13 protein-coding genes are annotated in these 19,002 nt (G+C 65.3%); 10 read left to right on the top strand and 3 right to left on the bottom strand.

The annotated features are described in order from the left end of the window. Positions 1–172 precede the first annotated feature (172 nt). The 3 genes from VYJ16_RS05600 to VYJ16_RS05590 form a co-directional block, all read right to left on the bottom strand. A complete protein-coding gene (locus VYJ16_RS05600; protein ID WP_336349314.1) occupies positions 173–5,314 on the bottom strand; it encodes an LAGLIDADG family homing endonuclease in 5,142 nt (1,713 codons plus the stop codon). Further along, positions 5,315–5,734 (bottom strand): PPC domain-containing DNA-binding protein, encoded by a 420-nt coding sequence (locus VYJ16_RS05595; protein WP_336349313.1) that lies wholly within the window; start codon positions 5,732–5,734, stop codon positions 5,315–5,317. It lies immediately after the preceding gene. Positions 5,735–5,905: 171 nt separating this feature from the next. Further along, entirely contained in the window at positions 5,906–6,076 is a 171-nt protein-coding gene (locus VYJ16_RS05590) for a DUF7556 family protein (RefSeq protein ID WP_336349312.1), read from the bottom strand. Between the two features lie 402 nt (positions 6,077–6,478). Here VYJ16_RS05590 and VYJ16_RS05585 point away from each other — a divergent pair, with 402 nt between their 5' ends. From VYJ16_RS05585 to VYJ16_RS05540, 10 genes are all read left to right on the top strand, one after another. Further along, complete coding sequence (locus VYJ16_RS05585; protein WP_336349311.1) at positions 6,479–8,395, top strand: ABC transporter substrate-binding protein; 1,917 nt, start codon at positions 6,479–6,481, stop codon at positions 8,393–8,395. A 156-nt stretch (positions 8,396–8,551) separates the two neighbouring features. Continuing rightward, positions 8,552–9,622, top strand: a complete 1,071-nt coding sequence (locus VYJ16_RS05580) for an ABC transporter permease (protein WP_336349310.1) — start codon at positions 8,552–8,554, stop codon at positions 9,620–9,622. Then, positions 9,619–11,358 (top strand): ABC transporter permease, encoded by a 1,740-nt coding sequence (locus VYJ16_RS05575; RefSeq protein WP_336349309.1) that lies wholly within the window; start codon positions 9,619–9,621, stop codon positions 11,356–11,358. Before VYJ16_RS05580 ends, VYJ16_RS05575 begins: the two co-directional genes overlap by 4 nt. After that, positions 11,358–12,749, top strand: coding sequence for an ABC transporter ATP-binding protein (locus tag VYJ16_RS05570; protein WP_336349308.1), 1,392 nt, complete (start codon positions 11,358–11,360; stop codon positions 12,747–12,749). The genes VYJ16_RS05575 and VYJ16_RS05570 overlap by 1 nt, the downstream gene beginning before the upstream one ends. 11 nt (positions 12,750–12,760) lie before the next feature. Beyond that, positions 12,761–14,407: an ABC transporter ATP-binding protein gene (locus tag VYJ16_RS05565; protein ID WP_417448646.1), complete on the top strand. Its 1,647-nt coding sequence runs from the start codon at positions 12,761–12,763 to the stop codon at positions 14,405–14,407. Between the two features lies 1 nt (position 14,408). Further along, positions 14,409–14,867 carry a DUF7555 family protein gene (locus VYJ16_RS05560; protein ID WP_336349306.1) on the top strand — a complete coding sequence of 153 codons (459 nt, stop codon included), beginning with the start codon at positions 14,409–14,411 and terminating at the stop codon, positions 14,865–14,867. A gap of 125 nt (positions 14,868–14,992) precedes the next feature. Beyond that, positions 14,993–15,625: a DUF7529 family protein gene (locus tag VYJ16_RS05555; protein WP_336349305.1), complete on the top strand. Its 633-nt coding sequence runs from the start codon at positions 14,993–14,995 to the stop codon at positions 15,623–15,625. A 121-nt stretch (positions 15,626–15,746) separates the two neighbouring features. Beyond that, on the top strand, positions 15,747–16,598 hold the full coding sequence (locus tag VYJ16_RS05550; protein ID WP_336349304.1) for a CBS domain-containing protein: 852 nt from the start codon (positions 15,747–15,749) through the stop codon (positions 16,596–16,598). Further along, positions 16,591–18,324, top strand: coding sequence for a glycine--tRNA ligase (gene glyS / locus VYJ16_RS05545; RefSeq protein ID WP_336349303.1), 1,734 nt, complete (start codon positions 16,591–16,593; stop codon positions 18,322–18,324). Before VYJ16_RS05550 ends, glyS begins: the two co-directional genes overlap by 8 nt. Before the next feature lie 29 nt (positions 18,325–18,353). Next, positions 18,354–18,953 carry a dolichol kinase gene (locus VYJ16_RS05540; protein ID WP_336349668.1) on the top strand — a complete coding sequence of 200 codons (600 nt, stop codon included), beginning with the start codon at positions 18,354–18,356 and terminating at the stop codon, positions 18,951–18,953. The last annotated feature ends 49 nt before the right edge of the window (positions 18,954–19,002 follow it).

Genomic DNA, 19,002 nt, shown 5'->3' with positions numbered 1-19,002 from the left:
GCTGCCGCGGTGCGGTCGCGGTGCGGTGGCGGTCTCGCCCAGCGCACTCACCGAGCGCGAGCGAGCGAAGCGAGCGAGTCGCTCGGCTCTTTTTTCATCAACGTTTTTTCAAGCGGGGGTCGCCGACGCGGCCGCAGGCCGCGAGGCGACCCTCCGCAGAAAAAAGGTTGTTCTACATGAAGTCCGCGATGCCGCTCTGCTTGTTGTGGTCGTTCTCGAAGATGCTCTCGAGGGCGCGTTCGAGTTTCTCGAGGCGTTGTTTGGTGTAGGGGCGGCAGCCGAAGTCGTCGGCGACGTCGATCGCGGTCTGCATGTACTTGTTCACCGATCCTTCGTGGACGGTGAGGTTCACGCGCCCGCCGCATTCGCGGCAGTCGCCCGTCAGCGGCATCCGTCGGTACTTCTCCCCGCAGTCCAAGCAGCGCGTCTCCTGCCGGGCGAACGCGCGGAGGTTCCCGATGAGGTCCGGGAGGAAGTGCCCCTCGATGATGCGCTCGGCGACGTCTGTCTCGTCGACTGCCCGGAGGTTCCTGGAGAGATGCAGTTGGGCGTCCATCTTCTCCTCCATCGACCCGAGCGTCTTGTACGCCGACAGGTCCGGGCCCAGGGCGAGGTCGCTCGTATCGTGCGTGTGGAAGAAGTCCGTGTACTCGCGCTCGGTTCCAAGATTCTCCTCCGCGATGGTCATCACGTCCTCCACGTCCTCCGGGTCCGCCATCTCCCGCGTCGCCTCGTAGAACTCCCGCGGATACTCCCACATCACGTCCATGTTGTGCGCCTCGTCGTCGATCTCCGACGGGTCGATTCGAGAAGACATCACGAGCGGCGCGTCCATCCGTCCGCCACGCTTGTCCGGAAGGTACGTTTTGCTAAAATTCAAAAGCCCATCTAAAAGGAGCATCACACAATCTTCATCTCCGTCGCACTGGCCGACGTAACAGTCCTCTGCAACAAGCGTATTCGTTTCTGCAACGGTCAGCGAGTACGTCGACTCGACTTCAGATTCCACATAATCGACGGACACGACCTCGTCGAGCCATAATTCTCCGCCGTCGTTGACTAACCGCTGCGTGCGGAGTTCTGTCTCTTCGAGAACTTGCTCGATGCTCTGTTGCTTACGGTCGAGAGTAAATCCGACTCTTTCCGCGAACCGCGCAGCGTTCGAAGATGTGATTTTCAGGGTCCATGAGCTGAACTCTCGCGGCTCGTCGTAGAACTCTGCAACCGCCCCCGTCTGCGGGGTTCTGGTCTCTTTGTAGGTCTTTGGGACGATACCGAACCGCTTCAAGGCCGCCACGAGATCCGTTTTTAAATCGTCACTTACCGTGGTCGCACGTACTTCGATTCTATCGGATGATGCGCTTCCATCTCCGGCGAAATACGCGGCCAAGAATGACTGGAGGTGGCTCTTTGGACTCCCAAAGACCGCATCCGGAATTCGTTTTGTCTCTGCTCGGCTTCCGCAATTGAGGATTTTACTGAACAGGACCGCAACGAGACGACTTGAGACGGTTACCTTCCACTCATTCTCCTCGTAGGCTTCGACACCGAGTACGTCTTGGAAGGTGTCCTTGATTTTCGCTCTCGGGGCTGCATCTGGGATACAGATTGTTGTTTGATAGAAACTACCGTTCTCCTGTCTCGAGAACCCCTCTGCGGCGAAGTATCCGAGCAACCTTGAGACACGTTCATCGATGGTGAACATTCGGTTGATTGTTGCAGTGTCCCGACGGACGGACAGCTTCGTATTCGTTGGTACTCTCTCGACTAACTCGTGTGCATCGAACAGTTCGAGCAAGGGGGCCACCGGTATACTATCCCGACTCACCCAGTTGTAGACCGTCGAATTGCTAACATCGAGTGCATCTGCGACGGGGTTGAGATACTGGTCGGAATCGGTCGCGTCGTCGAGTAGTTGCTTCAAACGCTCTGAGCCGGCACCGACGATAGTGAGATCCTCATTCGGAATCTCCGACGAGTCGATGAACTCGGCTAGGAGGTCCAGCGCAGTTTCCTGCCCGTCGAAATCTAGTTCCTTGGGCATCGGAATCGAGTCCCCGACCTCAAGTTCTCCCGCTTTGACTCGTTCAACGCCACCCTCCCACAGTCGCATTGAGTGATCTGCAGTCACTGTCAACTCACGACCGCTCCGCGTTTTCACATCCACCAAGTGCTCCGGAGCGGGATGCTTGCTGACTGCGTCGACCGGTCTGATAATCTCTTCACCGTCGGGCGTCACCGACGGAACGTGCACTTCCCCATCGAGTTCCTGGACGAGTGCGCCGAAGTCGTCCTCGTCCGCGGTTTCGGGGTCGAGCCGTTCCTTGACGAGGGTCTCGATGTGATTGTGGTGCCACTCGTCGTGTTCGTCCCGGTACCAGACCTTGGTTTCCGGGTGGAAGCAGTTGCGGCGTTTTGCGGCGTGGAAGTACGGGTGGGCGTAGCCGACGGCGGCGCTCGTGAACCCGACGACCCGTCCCACTGTCGCGGCGCTCGTGTGGGGGGCCATGCCGAAGACGAGTTCGCCGATGAGGTCGTCGCGGTCGTCGAACTCGTAGAAGCGTTCGAGGTCGTAGTACTGCGCGAGGAGGTCGTCGACGAAGTCCGCGGTCTTCAGCATGTGTTCGGCGGCGCCGTCCGAGAGGACGATGTCCTGGACTTTGAGTTCGACGAGTTGGTCGTCGTGCTTGAGGGGGTCGCCGTGGACGTCGGTCTCGTAGCCGAGGCCTTTGAACTGGTCGGCGGTGGCGTCGAGTTCGCTCGGGCGGACGGCGGTGACGGGGAGGTCCGTCATGTCGTAGCGGACGGTCCCGTCCTTGAACGACGTGACGCCGTGTTTCGCGCGGAGGACGCCCTTCTCCATCGGTTCTGGGGTCTTGTTCGCGGAGAGCAGCCCCTGGACGCCTTTGAGGATGTCGAACGCGTTCTCGCGTTCGCCGACGGCGCGCATGGCGTCCTGGTACACCTGGTTGACGTCGACGTCGGTCGGTTCGACGCTGGTGCCGTCGGCGTCGCAGCGGTCGCAGTACACGCGGCCGGCCTCGTCCGGTTCGAGGTCCTGCTCGCAGAACGGACACCAGTACTCGGGTTCGGTCCGCGTGGTGCACTCGGGGCAGCGGGCGCGCCACGTCTCGGTGCCGCAGGACTCGCAGCGGCGGCGGCCGACGTCGACCTCGACGATACCTGGCGTCGAGCGCATGTCGGGCGCGTGCTTCGCGGCGTCGCTCACCGAGCGCTGGCTGCCGCCGGCCTCGCCGATGGGGAACAGGGTGTGGACGGCGGGGGAGAGGTCGCGGGACTCGGACTTCTCCGGGCGCCCCATCCGGTTCCCGATGCGGGTCGGGGCGCGCTCGCGTAACTCGAACGGCGCGACCTCGTTCGCGGCCTCGATGGCGTTCTCGCCGTCGGCGTACTCGCGAGCGCGCTCGGAGAGGTCGGTCGCGTCCCACGTCTTCTCCAGGGTGACGGTCGGGCCGTCGGCGCTCGGGTCGCGGGTCGCCTCGACGCCGAGGCTCGCGGCGAGAGGCACCCAGTCGTCGACGCGCAACTCGTCGTCCGTCTGGCGGTGCGTGACGAGCAGGCGTTCGAGGACGCGCCGCGTCGTCTCCGTTCGTTCGAGGACGAGCACGCCCGGGTTGTCGGGGTCGACGGGCACTCGCGTCTCGTCGTTGCCGTCGCCGTCGTCGTCGCCGTCGTGGGCGAGCGCGCCGCCGTCGGCGACCGCGGGTTCGACGCTCGCGCCGGCGACCGCGTCAGCGAGCGTCTCGAAGTCGTCGACGCTCACGTCGTGGAACATGTACGTGTACTGCGGATGGAGTGGCGCGTCGTACTCGCGCGCCCAGTCCAGGGCTGCGCTCGCGTCCGGGTCCGCGAGGTCGACGCGCGGCGAATCCGAGAGCGCTTGCACGTCACAGCCGGCAGCCTCGAGGTCCTGACGCCACCACTCGACCGTGTACGACGCCGGCGCCAGCGGATGGTTGTTCTCGACGAACTCGCCGTAGTTCACGAGGTACTCGCCGAGGTCGAGGATGGACTCCACGCCGTTCCGGACCTCCTTCGCCTCCGCGGGGTCGTCGATGCGGCGGACGTCGCCGTTCGCCAGCCTGACCGTCGGGCCGTCGATGGAGTCGACGGGAACGACCCCGGCGGCTTTCCCGGGGCGTTCGGTCTTGATCTGCGTGCCGGTGGCGAGGAAGTCGTCGACGAGATGCATCGTCGCCGGATGCACGCCCGCCGTCGCGAACCCGTGGTTCCGCGCACGACCGTACCGGAGGCGGAACCCACCGGACTCCGACGGATGCCCGAACACGGGCCGGCCCGCGATGAGGTCCCGGAGGTACTTCTTGGACTTCTCGGGACGCGGCGGGCCCGCACGCTCCTCACCCTCGTCTGCCCCGCCGGCGTCCGCGTCCGCCTCGACGGACTCGTCGGCGTCGTCCTCTTCGGCGGCCTCGTCGTCGGCGTCGTCCCCGTCGCCGATGGTGCCGTCGATGAGGTCCTGGAGCCACGGCCAGTCGACCTCGTCGAGCTGGCGCGTGTACCGCTGTATCTTCGGGGCCTTCAGCGCGATGCCCTCCGCGAGCACGAGACACATCCCACCGCGTGCGGAGTTCGTGTCCACCCGCTCGAGGTCACGGAAGCCCGACACCTCCTCGTCACCGGTCGCCTCCCCGTCGAGCATGATGGGCATGTGCTCGGCGATGAACTTCGTCTCCTTGTCCTTCGGCGAGTACTGGAGCCCCGTCTCCTTGTCGTAGAGCGCGACCTCCTCGGCGTAGCGCTCGACCTCGTCGTTCCGCGCGTTGAACTCCTCGATGTCGAGCAGGCTGCGGGCGTAGTCCGCGACGAGCACGGACAGCGCCTGCGCGGTCCCGCCCGCCGAGCGGATGGGACCGGCGTAGTAGACGTTCACGAACTCCGTGCCGTCGTCGTTCGCCAGCAGTTCGACGCGGTCGATACCCTCGATCGGCGCCGCGACGACGCCCTCGGTGAGGAGCGCGACCGCGGTCCGGACCGCGCCCTCGACCTTCCCCTCGCGGGACTCGTAGTCACCCACCGACCCCTCGACGAAGTCCTCGACGAGCGCGAGCGCCGCCTCCTCGCGACTCATCTCGCCCTCGAGCTCGCGGACGCGTTCGGCGACGCCGTCGATACCGAGGATGTTCTCCACGCGGTCCGCCATGTCGCGAGCGGTCGGGATCTCCACCTCCGGCTTCGGGTCGTCACCGACCGCCTTCGCGCGCTCCGCGACGTCGAACGCCTCGTCGAGCCGGGATTCGAGCCGCTCGAAGTACCGCTCGTCGTCCTCCCGCATCTATAGCCAGAGGTCCAGGTCGGTCACGGCGTCGTGCTCGCGCACGAGGTCGGTGTCGAACGCTTTGACGTACACCTCGCCGGCGAACACGGTCGCTTCGTCGAGGTGGCCCGCGACCGACTCCCCGTCCGGTCGGGAGAGCACGGCGTGCGTGTGCGCGAACGGCTCGCCGTCCAACTCGCTGAGGTTCCCGACGCAGGACGCGACCTCGAGGTGCTCGTCGAACTCGACCGGCTCGTACTCGCCCGCGTCCTGGTGATAGTACCAGACGGTCGCGTCCTGGACCGCACCGAGTCCGACGAACCAGCCCGCGGTGATGTTCGCCTCGTCCGCGAGTTCCTCCACCTGGGCTCGCCAGTCCCGCCCGTTCTCGAGCCGAACGAGGTACTCCCCGACGGTCTCGACCTCCCGGTAGTTCATACTGGCGTCCACGGCACGGGTGGGCAAAAAACTGACCAACGCCGCCGCTGGCGACGACGACGATCCGGCGCCGGTCGCACCCGAGTATCGGGCGCTATCGACGTCGCTAACGGGACGTTCGAGAACAGAACTCGCAGGAGGGTGTCGCCCGGTGTACGGGCCGGGAGGTGGTTACCGCCAGTCCGGGAGGTCCGGGGCGTCGTCCGCCTGCATCGCGAGCCACGCACCGTCTGCTGTGATGTCGGCGATTACGTACTCCTTACTGGAGCCCTCGCCGTCGACAGACGATACCACATCGCACCCACTGTTCGCGTCGGTGGGTCCTGACTCGGATGCGGCCATGTGCGTACCTGTCTCATGGAGGGGTATAAACGCTCCGAAAAGACAGAGCGGTTTATCATCTCCTCGAGCGCCGAGGGCCCGATTCGGTCGAGATGAGCGCTCCGACTGGCGAATAATGCCGCGTTTCTGGTTGTCACGGGTGGGGTTACCATGGTTCGCTTCGGGGTGACGTACCGGATGCGACGGGTCCGTGCCGACCGTCGGCGCGGCGGAGACCGGGGAACCGGCAACCTATCCATATTCGTATATAATGCCGTCACGATACCGGCAACAATTCGCGCTCGTGGTCGGGTCGAGCCCTCTGCCGATTCCAAATACAGACATAAGAACGTTTGGGTATGTAAAACCGGGACAGACCATAACGGTAATTTTAACCGAACCGTCGCCAAAGCACTGCGTGGGATGACAGACAATAACAGCGTTCCCCGTCGCCGTTTCCTACAGGCGACCGGTGGCGCAGCAACCGCAGCAGCCCTCGCGGGCTGTCTCGGTGGCGGCGATTCGACAGAAACTGAACCCGAAACCACCACTGGTGGCGACGGTGGCGACGGTGGCGACGGCGAAGATGGTGGCGACGGCGGCAGCGAGGGCAACGACCGCACCCTCCAGCTGATCAACTCCACCATCACGACGATCGACCCCATCAAGGCGACGGACACCGCGTCCGGCATCATCATCCAGCAGGTGTTCGACGCCCTGATGAACTACCCGAACGGCGAAGTCGCCGTCGAGAACCTCCTCGCGGAGGAGGTCTCCGTCTCCGACGACTTCAAGACGTACACCTTCAAACTCAAGGAAGGCGTCGAGTACCACGGCGACAACGGCGAAGTCACCGCCGAGGACGTCGTGTACTCCTTCGAGCGCCTCGCGGCATCCTCGAACTCCCGACGGACGTACTTCATCCTCGCGTACGCACTCAACATCGCACACGAGACCGACAGCGAGGACGCGTACGTCCCCGGTTCGCTCCAGATGGCAGCGACCGGCGACTACGAGTTCCAGATGCGTCTCGCGAAGCCGTTCGCTCCGGCACTCGAGATGCTCGCCTACACCTCGTTCTCGGTCATTCCGAAGAACATCGTCGGCGACATCGACGTCGTCCCCTCGGGCGGCCTCGACTCCGACGAGACCGAAGAACTCGGCGAGCCGATGATGGAGCACAAGGAGTTCGCGACCAACAACCCCATCGGCGCGGGCCCCTACGAGTTCGACCACTGGGAGACCAGCCAGGAAGCCGAAGTCGTCCGTAACGACAACTACCACGGCGGCGAGGTCCTCAACGGCGGCGTCTACTGGAAGGTCATTCCGAAGGCGGAGACAGCCTACCAGTACTCCCAGAACAAGAACTCCGACCTCATCTCGATGCCGACGTCGAAGTACGACCCCGGCAAGGTGCAGGTCGAAGGGACGGACGACCTCGGGCGCAGGTACGGTTCCTACGGCCCGATGGACAACGGCGTCACCGCGAACTACCTCGAAGTCGCGACGATCAACTCGTTCTACATCGGCTTCAACTGCGAGAACGTCGAGAAGCCCGTCCGCCAGGCCATCGCGTACGCGATGAACCAGCAGGAGGGCGTCGAGCAGGTGTTCAAGGGCCGCGGTGCACCGGCCTACCACCTGACGCCGCCGAACATCTACCCCGGTGGCGCGAACGAGTACACGAGCCACGCGGAGAACAACTACCCCTACGGGTACAACACGACGCAGCTCAACAAGGCGAAGAACGTCATGGAGGAGGCCGGCTACGGCCCCGACAACAAGTACGAAGTCACGTTCACGACGTACCAGTCGCCGACGTGGCAGGGTCTCGGGAAGATCCTCCGCGACAAGCTCGCGTCCGCGCACGTCAACATGCAGCTCGAGGAAGCGCCGTTCTCGACGCTCCTCCAGCGTGGTCGGAACGGGAACCTCGAAGCGTACTCCCTGGGTTGGATCATGGACTGGCCGCGCCCGAACAACTTCCTCGGGCAGGCCGTCCCCGAACTCACCAACACCGACCAGGAAGGCGGTGCGCAGGGCTTCTACCTGGACTGGGACGGCGACGACGGCGGCATGAGCGACGCCGCACAGCAGGCCCAGAGCGCCTGGGAGACCATCCAGAACAACCCCGAGCCGACGGACTCCGCGCAGAGCGCGCGTGACGAGGCGTACGTGCAGATGGAGGAAGCCATGTGGGAAGACATGGTCCTCCTCCCGATGTACCACCGGACGGACGAGCGCATGTGGTACAATTGGGTCGACGCACCGCGCTTCGGCGGTGGCGGTGGTTCCCGGCAGAAGCGCTGGAAGTTCGTCATCAGCCAACGCGACAAGTAACGTCTCGGCAACCGACGCGTTTTCCGTTTTTCGCGGCCGTAGCGCCGGCTACGAGCCGGTTATGCTCAACTAAGGAACGCAAGACATAACCATGGGTGCGAAATACACTATCAGTAGAACAATGGTGATGGAAGTGGCTCACCGGAGGGCCGAAAAATGAGTCGGTGGTCGTACTTCGCGCGCCGACTGATATTGGCTGTCCCGGTCGTGCTCTTCGGGACGACACTCACGTTCATGATCATCTACCTGGGTCCGATAGACCCAGTGTCAGCCATCGTCGGACCGCAAGGTCCCACCCAGGCCTACGAGCAGATCGAGGCGCAACTCGGGCTCAACAAGCCCTTATTCGGGCAGTACATCGACTTCCTGGTGGACCTCGCGATGTTCAACCTCGGCGAGTCGTGGGTCATCCAACCTGATACGAAGGCGATGGAGCTCATCGGGAGTTTCGCACCGCGGACGCTCTGGCTGGGCTTCTGGTCGGTGCTCCTCCCGCTGTTCGTCGGTATCCCGCTCGGTTTCTACGCAGGCCTGAATCCGAACACGTGGTCGGACTACCTCGCGTCCCTCGGGGGGATCGTCTGGCGGTCCATGCCGAACTTCTGGTTGGGCGTGATCCTCCTCGCGGGACTCAGTCAGGACAACGTCCTCCTGGGGTTCAACTGGAAGACGTTCATCGTCGACACCGGCGTCATCGGTGCACCGCCACTCGACTTCTATAACGTCGAAGGCGTCACGCGGATCAAGGTCGGCGGGTCGACGTTGTTCCGACTGCCGTTCAAGTTCAAGTTCGAGACGTTCCTCGAAGCGATCAAGCGAATCCTGCCGCCCGCGGTCGTCCTCGGGTCGGCGTCGATGGGGAACGAGATGCGTCTCGGCCGCACCGCGGTCCTCGAGACGGTGAACTCGAACTACGTCGAGACCGCGCGGGCGAAAGGGCTGTCGAACGGAAAGATCGTCTGGAAGCACGTCTTCCGGAACGCGCTCATTCCGCTCGTGCCCATCATCCTGAACGAGGCGTTCCTCCTCATCGGTGGCTCGGTCATCCTCGAAACCATCTTCGGAATCAACGGCCTCGGGTGGCTGTTCTTCCAAGCAGTCACCAACGCGGACCTGCCGCTTGCAGGGTCGCTGATGTACATCTTCATCCTGATTATCGTGTTCCTCAACATCCTGCAGGACTTCCTGTACACGATCATCGATCCGCGAGTGGGGTATGACAAATGAGTGAATCACCTGACAACTCGACGATTCGGGAGCGAATACTCGCGCACCCCGAGCCGGCGATGATCTGGCTCGCGGGCGCGTTCTTGCTGTTCCTCCCGCAGACGAGTGCGTTCTTCGAGACGCTCGTGCTCTGGGGCGACATGGTGAACCCGTTCACCACGGGGTCGCTCGAGATCATGAGCTGGTACGTCGATACGATGATCGGGACGCTCGGCACCGCCGGCGGCTACTTCATGATCGCGGTCGGTGGACTCGTCTTGGTATCCATCGTGACGGTGCTCGTGAAGGCGTTCTTCATCCCGTTCTCCATCGTGGAGACGTTCGGGTGGGAGGACCTGCCGGTGAGCGCCGACCTCCTCGAGCGGACAATCGTCGGTTCGGTCATCGGCGTGATTGGCGTCCTGCTCGTGTTCTCGCCGCTCGGCAGCGCGCTCCAGTCCCTGTTTGCGCTGCTCGCCGATTTCGCGAGCGTGTTCACGGACCAGTGGACGCTGCTCTCGCGGGACGTGATGCCGAACCAGGGCTTCCAGCCGCCCGCGGGGGCGACCGACCAGTATCCGACCGGGGCGCTCGGCCCGTACCACGGGACGTTCCTCGGGCTGGAGCCGGCGGTCGTGTGGGCGTTCCGAGTCCTGCTCGTGTATCTGTACGCGTTCCTATGGATCGGCTGGGCGTGGTTCGGGTACAAGACGTTCCGTCGGCACTACCGGTACGCTGACTGGACGCCGCGGGACGACATGATCGACCGGTTCTCCACGCACCGCTGGGGGCAGTTCGGGTTCGTCGTCGTCGCGATGTTCCTGACGATGGCGATCTTCGCACCGCCGCTCGGGCCGGTGACCGCCCAGGAGAACATCCAGGAACCGTACAGTTACCAAGTGAATTATACGGAGAACGGAACGGTGAAGAACATCTCGCACGGTGGCGCGAACGCCGGGTCGCTCTCGCAGGGCGGTGACCGGAACGTCGGCGTCCTCCAGTACGACGACTTCGGTCGGTTCCACCCGATCGGGACGACGACGAACGGCAAGGACTTGTGGACGTTCATGACGATGGGGTCGCGCGTCAGCCTGTTCATCGGGCTGCTCGCCATCGTCGGGAGCGGGTTCATCGCGGCGTCGCTCGCGCTCGTGACGGCGTACTACAAGGGACTGACTGACCTCGCGGTCGTCGTCCTCTCCGACGGTATCCAGGCGATGCCGGCGTTGCTCGTGCTCATCCTGTTGAATACGGTGCTCGCCGGGCATCCGATATCGCAGGTGTACAACGGCGCGCTCGTGCTCGTGCTCATCTTCATCGCGATCGGGTGGGCTGGCCTGTGGCGTGCGTTGCGTGGGCCCGCGCTCCAGGTCTCCGAGCAGGAGTGGATCGACGCTGCCAAGAGCTACGGGCAGCGGCCGACCACGACGATGAAGAAGCACATGGCGCCGTACATCCTCGGCTACCTGCTCGTGTACGCGTCGCTGAACCTCGGCGGTATCATCATCAGCGTCGCGGCGCTGTCGTTCCTCGGGCTCGGGATCACGCCACCGGTCCCGGAGTGGGGGCGGATGGTGAACTCCGGGCAGCCGTACGTCGCGTCGTTCTCGTGGCACATCGCGACCGTTCCCGGTATCATGGTCGTGCTCGTCGTCACGGGATTCAACGCGTTCGGTGACGGCATCCGTGACGCCATCGACCCGCAGTCCGACGGGGCGTCGACTGACGAGGCCGCGGCCGCAGGGGGTGGTGGATGATGTCCACGCCCGAGCAGATCGGGACGGACGATGCCGTGCTCAGCGTGAAGAACCTGCAGACGTCGTTCTTCACGGACAAGGAGACGATCCGCGCCGTCGACGGGATCAGTTTCGACATCCACGAGTCCGAGACGGTCGGTATCGTCGGCGAGTCCGGGTCCGGGAAGTCCGTGACGGCGCGCTCGATCATGGGGCTCGTCGAGAGCCCGGGGCGCGTGCTCCGCGGGAGCAGCGTCCAGTTCCGTGCGCCGCGTGCGGTCGAGCGGTTCGCGAACACGTTCCGTGGGTCGACCGTCGACCTCCAGAAGCTCTCGGAGAAGAACGATCTGGCGACGGCACTCGACGACGCGTTCACGCAACTCGGCGCGAAGCCGAGCGAGGTAACGAACCACGAGAAGTACGCGGACAAGCCCGCCGAGCAGGTGAACCCACAGCAGATGGTTGCCGACGGTGCGGTTCACTGGGACGACTTCATCACGTCCGGGTACGCCGACGACCTCGGTCTCATCGACGGGAACGACTTCGTGTTCGTCGAACGCGGCGACGTCTCCTCCGGTGGGACGACCGTCGACGCGGGATACATCGACGTGACGCGAGCGCACGACCGCGGGCTCCGGAAGCTCCGCGGTGGGAACATCGCGATGGTGTTCCAGGACCCGCTGACGTCCCTGAATCCCGTGTACACGGTCGGGAACCAGATCAAGGAGGCGCTTCGCTTGCATCGCGGGCTGCGTGGTGCGGAGGCGACCGAGGAGGCGATCAACCTGCTCGAAGCGGTCGGGATTCCGGACTCGCGGCGGCGCGTCCGCGAGTACCCCCACCAGTTCAGTGGTGGGATGCGTCAGCGTGCGGTCATCGCGATGGCGCTGGCGTGCGACCCCGAGGTCCTGATCTGTGACGAGCCGACGACCGCGCTCGACGTCACCATCCAGGCGCAGATCCTGGAGCTCCTGGAGGACCTCCAGGAGGAACGCGGCCTGTCCATCATGTTCATCACGCACGACATGGGTGTCATCGCGGACATCTCCGACCGCGTGAACGTGATGTACGCTGGCGAGGTCGTCGAGACGGCGGACGTGGAGGACGTCTTCCACGACCCGAAGCACCCGTACACGCAGGGGCTGTTGAAGTCCATCCCTGGCCAGCAGGACGGTGATCGCTTGCTGACGATCGAAGGGGACGTGCCGACGCCGAACGAGGACCCGACGTACTGTCGGTTCGCACCGCGGTGTCCGGAGGCGTTCGAGGACTGCGAGGCGGTGCATCCCGAGCGCGTCGGCGTCGCCAACGATGCCGACGACCATATCGCGGCGTGCCTCCTGTATCCGGAGGACGCGACGCAAGCAGAGGCGATCAAACTCCACAAGGCGAAAGGAGGGCGTGACGAATGAGCAAACAAGCGATGTCTACGGCGCAGGAGACAGACGAGGAGCACGCGATGATCGAGGTCCGTAACCTGAAGACGTACTACGAGGGTGGCGGGCTGGTTTCGAGTAACCCCGTGAAGGCGGTCGACGGGGTGAACTTCGACATCCGGAGCGGTGAGACGCTGGGTCTCGTCGGCGAGTCCGGGTGTGGGAAGTCGACGCTCGGTCGGACGCTCGTGCAGTTGGAGGACGCGACGGCTGGCGTCAGTCGGTTCTCGAAGCCGGAGGTCGTGCAGACGTTCGCGAACGGGAATCGACGACGGACGGTGTTCCTGCCGGACGTCTACGAGCGTCACGACGCGGTCGAGCTCGTCCAGCAGCTCCTGAACGACGGCGTGAAACCCCAGCTCATCACTGACACGCCGAAGTTCGCGACGATCAGTGCGGACGAGGCGAACGCGAAGACGCTCGTCACGGAGGGGAACGTGACGGTCGAATCCATCGTCGACGAAGGGTTCGGTGAGCGTCTCGGGTTGTACGACGAGAAGGACTTCGTGTTCGTGGAGTCCGGGTCGAAGAGCGGTGACGGCGTGCAGGTCGACGCCGGGTACATCGACGTGACGTCGGCGCCGGATTACGCGTTGAAGAAGCTTCGCGGGAAGCAACTGGGTATCGTCTTCCAGGACCCCGAGTCGAGCCTGAACGACCGGATGACGGTCGGTGAGATCGTTCGTGAGCCCCTCGACGTTCACAGTTGGGGGACGAAGCGCGAGCGCCGCGAGCGCGTGCGCGAACTCCTGGAGACGGTCGGGCTTCGCCCGGAGCACTACTTCCGGTATCCCCACCAGTTCAGTGGCGGGCAGCGTCAGCGCATCGGCATTGCACGAGCGCTCGCGTTGGAGCCGGACTTCCTGGTGCTCGACGAGCCGGTGTCGGCGCTGGACGTGTCCGTGCAGGCGAAGATCCTGAACCTCCTGGAGGACCTCCAGACGGAGTTCGGGTTGACGTACCTGTTCATCGCGCACGACCTCTCGGTCGTCAAGCACATCTGTGACCGGGTGGCGGTGATGTACCTCGGGCACATCATGGAGATCGGTGACACCGAGGAGTTGTTCGAGGCGCCGGCGAATCCCTACACGCACTCGTTGCTGTCGGCGATCCCGGAGCCGGACCCGAACGCGGAGAAGGACCGCGTGACGTTGCGGGGGACGCCGCCGAGTCCGCGCGACCCGCCTGCTGGGTGTCCGTTCAGTACGCGGTGTCCGGCGAAGATCCGGCCGGAGGCGTACCGCGGGATGGACGACGAGGCGTGGGAGCGCATCGAGGTGTTCCGGGAGGTCATCCGCGAGCGGACGCGCGCCGACCGGTCGTTCTCGGATCGGGTCCGCGAGTTCCTCGGGAAGGAGACGCGGTTCTCTGACATCGCCGAGATCACGGACGAGTTGTTCGGTGACGTGCAGGACAAACTGCCGGACGATGCGCGCCAGCACATCCGCGAGGCGTCGAGTTACGTCGACGCTGGGAACGACAATCAGGCTCGGAACTACCTCTTCGAGGAGTTCGGGAGCGTCTGTGACAAGGAGAAGCCGCGGCATCACTCGGTGACGGACCTCCGGACGAGTTTCTGTCACCGTCACATCGACGAGTTCGAGGACAGTCAGTCGGTCTTCAAGCGCCTCTAGGATGGCGGCGTCGTCTTCGAAGGGCGTGTCGCCGGATGCCGTCGAGGCGTTCGCGTTGAAGGTCGTGGACTTGGCGACGTACGTGGTGGTCTTGTTGGTGCTCGTGTTCGCGCCGCTGTCGGTGTTCGAGCAGGTGGTGTTCGGTGGGTTGGTGTTCACGAAGTGGGTGACGTTCCTCGTCGGGGTGGGGCTGGCGGCGTACGCGAGCCTGAAGCTCCGGCCGGATTCGCCGAAGAAGCGTGCGGCGTCGGTGGATGCGGGCGCGAATCATCCGACGGTCGGGAACGTCGAGGTGTCGGTCGTGCAGCGGCTGGCGGCGGCGGTGCCGCCGGCCCGGTGGACGGAGTTGTCGGTCGGTGAGCGGTTCTCGCCGAACGTGAAGCGGTTCGTCGGTGGGGTTGCGGTCGTCGCGGCGTCGATGGCGATGGAGTTCGTGTTCGGTATCGGACTCGGTGCGTGAGTCCGTGACACGGACTGTTCGTCCTGTCGTTCTCGCGGGTTCGAGACGGGTAGTGGTACGGTCGTGCGTGGTGGCTGTCGGCGCGTAGAGACACCCTTAACCGACTCGGGTGCGTCGTGCGAACCATGCCCGAAGCCCCCGATATCGACGAGGAGGACTTCACGCAGGCGGACCGAATCGCGGCGAACGCGGACGCTATCCGGGAGGCCTGGGAGGCCACCCTGGAGGACATGGAGGCGATGGCTGCGGCTCGCCGCGAGGAGGGGTGGACAGCCGTCTCGTGTATGGCGGTCGATACGGCGCCGACGAACCCGGACGCCGGTGACCGCGACGACTTCGGTCTCGTGTTCGTGCTCCCGAACAACATGGCCGAGGAGTTCGAGGAAGCGTACGAGGGTCGCGAGTTCCCGAAGTACGAGGTGTATCGTGCGGAGGACGAGGGTCGCGCGTACGTGGTCGTCGAGTACATCGACCCGGAGACGGAGACGGTCATCTTCGTCGCGGGCCAGTACGAGCTCCGGTTCGCGCCGGGGATGGTGAAGGCGGCGCGTCGCGAGGGCGAGATGTACACGTACGCGCAACTCATCGACGGGACGCGCGTCGGCGCGTTCGAGCACGATAGCGTCGACAAGTTCGTCCCGGAGATCGAGCGTATCGAGGATTACCGGATGGACTCGATGGACCCCCAGGAGGTCGCGAAGAAGCTCGACGACGTCGAGGCCGAAGACGTCGAGGACGGGTCGGTCGAGGACGCCTGAGCGGTCGTTCGCGGCGTCGACCGAGGGCGCCTGAGCGGTCGTTCGCGGCGTCGACGGGTGCGGTGCGCGCGCGCCGGCAGAAACAGGGGCTTTATTTCCGTTTTGACTGTAGGGTGCGTGTATGAACGTTGCCGACGCTATGACGACGCGCTCGGAGTTGGTTACGGTCGAGTTGCCCGGGACGCGCGACGACGTGCTCGAGTACCTCCAGGAGCACGGGTTCTCGTCGGTGCCCGTGGTGAAGCGGACCGAGGCTGGAGAGGAGTATCGCGGGCTCGTGTCTCGCGACGCGCTCATCGAGCAGCCCGACGAGGACCAGCTCGCGATCCTGATGGAGGACGTGCCGACGACGACGGCGGACGCGGACCTGACGGTGGTCGCGCGGCAGATGGTCGAGGATGGTGCGCGCCGGATGCCGGTCGTCGACGGTGAACTCGAGGGTATCGTGACGATGACGGACGTCGTGCACGCGGTCGCTCGCGGGGACGCGGCGACGGACGCGACCGTGGAGTCGGTGGCGACGCGGGACGTGAACGCGACGTACGCGGGCACGCCGCTCCCGGTCGCGGAACGCGAGCTGTTCTACGCGAACGTCCCGTACGCGGTCGTGTTGGACGACGAGGCGGACCTGGCGGGGATGTTGACGGAGGTCGACATCATCGAGGTGGCGCGTATCGTCGAGGGTGAGGACGAGACGGGGAACTCCATCGCGAGCGATGACGACGAGTGGATGTGGGAGGGAATCAAGGCGGTCGGTGGCCGGTACGTGCCGACGCGGAACGTCGAGATTCCGGCGGAGCCCGTCAGCGAGTTCATGACGGCTGACCTGGTGACGATCTCGGGACGAAAGTCCGTGCAGGAGGCGGCGCAGGAGATGATCACGCACGACATCGAGCAGGTGCCGGTGGTGTCCGGTGACCGTCTCGTCGGCGTGGTTCGGGACGTGGGCGTCCTGGAGGCGCTGTATGAGTAGTGACCTGAGCGAGCTCGCGCGCCGCCGCGGGTTCTTCTTCCAGTCGAACGAGGCGTACGGTGGCGTTGCGGGGTTCTACACGTACGGGCCGGAGGGTGCGGCGTTGAAGCGGAACGTGGAGGACGCGTGGCGCGACCGGTTCGTGACGAAGGAGGGGAACCTCGAGATCGACGCGCCGACGGTGACGCCGGAGGCGGTGTTCGAGGCGTCGGGGCACCTCGATGGGTTCGACGACATGCTCGTCGAGTGCCCTGGCTGTGGCGAGAGTCATCGCGCGGACCACGTCGTCGAGGATGCGACGGACCTGGAGGACGCGGAGAGCCTGCCGACCGACGAGGTCGAGGCGCTCATCGCGGAGCACGACCTGGCGTGTCCGGAGTGCGGTGAGGCGCTCGCGGGCCAGCCCGTGGAGACGTTCAACTTGATGTTCGAGACGAGCATCGGGCCGGGCGGTGACCAGGCCGGGTATCTGCGGCCGGAGACCGCGCAGGGGATGTTCGTGGAGTTCCCGCGATTGAAGGAGTACGCGCGCAACCAGACGCCGTTCGGTGTCGCCCAGATCGGCGCGGGCTACCGGAACGAGATCTCGCCGCGGAACGCGCTGTTGCGCGCTCGCGAGTTCACGATGGCGGAACTGGAGATGTTCATAGACCCGGAGGAGGACGAACCGAATCTGGACGCGGTCGCGGACGTCACGCTCCCGCTGTATCCCGCCGACGCGCAGGAGGCAGCGGGCGAGGAGTACCTCGAGTTGACGCCGCAGGAGGCGGTCGAGGAGGGCGTCGTCGCGGGCGAGTGGCTGGCGTACTTCCTGGCGCGGTCGACGGCGTGGTTCGAGCGCGTCGGTATCGACATGGAGCAGTATCGACTCCGCCAGCATCTCCCGGGCGAGCTCGCGCACTACGCGAGCGATTGCTGGGACGCGGAGGCGCTCGTCGACGGCGACTGGGTCGAGATCGAGGGTATCGCGGCACGTAGCGACTACGACCTGAGCAAGCACGCGAAGTACGGCGACGACTCCTTTACGTTGTTCAAGGAGTACGACGAGCCGGTGTCGACCGAGCGCGCGACCGTCGACCCGGACATGAGCTACCTCGGGCCGGAGTTCGGCGGCGCTGCTGGCGACGTCGCCGAGGCGCTGCAGGCGCTCGCGGACCGCGACCGGTCGGCGTTCGACGACGACGAGGTGACCGTCGAGGTCGACGGCGAGACGTACGCGGTGCCGACCGAGCGGACGGGGTTCGCGGTCGAGGAGGTCACGGAGCACGGCGAGCACATCACGCCGCACGTCGTCGAGCCGGCGTTCGGCGTCGGGCGCGTCGTCTACTCGGTGCTCGCGCACGCTCACGAGACCGACGAGGTCGAGGGCGAGGAGCGCGACGTCCTGCGACTCCCCGCGGCGGTGGCGCCGACGTTCGTCGGCGTGTTCCCGCTCACGGACCAGGACGGCCTGCCGGAGAAAGCGCGCGACGTCGCGTCGACGCTCCGCGCGGCCGGGTTCGACGTGACGTACGACGACTCGGGGAGTATCGGTCGTCGCTACCGACGCCAGGACGAGGTCGGGACGCCGTACTGCGTGACGCTCGACGCGGACCCCGAGGGGACGGCGACGATCCGCGAACGCGATTCGACCGAGCAGGTTCGCGTGGACGTCGACGACCTCGTCGGGACGTTCGCGGAGCTTCGCGCGGGCGAACTCGACTTCGAGGAACTCGCGGACGCGTGAGCGAGTCCGAGCCGCAGGAACTCGTCGGGCTGCGCGACGAGGTGGCGCGTCGACTCGTGCACGCGAGCGGTGCGGTCGTCCCGCTCGCGTGGGTGTTCGGTCGTGGCGTCGGTGTCGAATGGTGGCACGTCCGGGCGTTCTTCGTGGTGTTCGCGGTCGCGGTCACCGTCCTGGAGACGCTCCGGCTGTTCGTCGGCCTCGACTGGGTGGTGTTCGACACGCTGACGCGCGAGTACGAGCAGGACAATCCGGCCGGGTACGCGCTCTACACGTGGAGCGCGACCGCGGTCGCGCTCGCGTTCGAGCCCGCGATCGCGGTGCCGGCGATGCTCGCGTTGATGCTCGGCGACCCCGTGAGCGGCCTGCTCTCGGACGGGGAGTTGCGGACGGTGAAGCGCCCGCGCGTCCTCGCCGCGATGTTCGGGACGTCGTTCGTGCTGGCGTGGTCGTTCCTCCCCTTGTCCGCGGCGTTCCTGGGAGCTGTGGGGGCGACGGTCGCCGACGGCGTGAAGCCGCGGTTCCGCGGCGTGGTGGTCGACGACAACCTCTCCATCCCGCTCGCGGTCGCGGGCGCAGCCTGGGTCGGCCTGCGGTACCTGCCGCCCGTCCTCGGGCCGTTGTCGCTGTAGCGCCGGTGGTGTGGGCGCTGCCGCTGTCGGCGCCGCTTCCCACGCCGTG

Origin of the sequence: Halorubellus litoreus, from assembly GCF_037081675.1 — an archaeon.
Classification (GTDB): Archaea; Halobacteriota; Halobacteria; order Halobacteriales; family Natrialbaceae; genus Halorubellus; species Halorubellus litoreus.
Note: the sequence above shows the minus strand (reverse complement) of the source record. Positions and strands in the feature narration are given on the sequence as shown.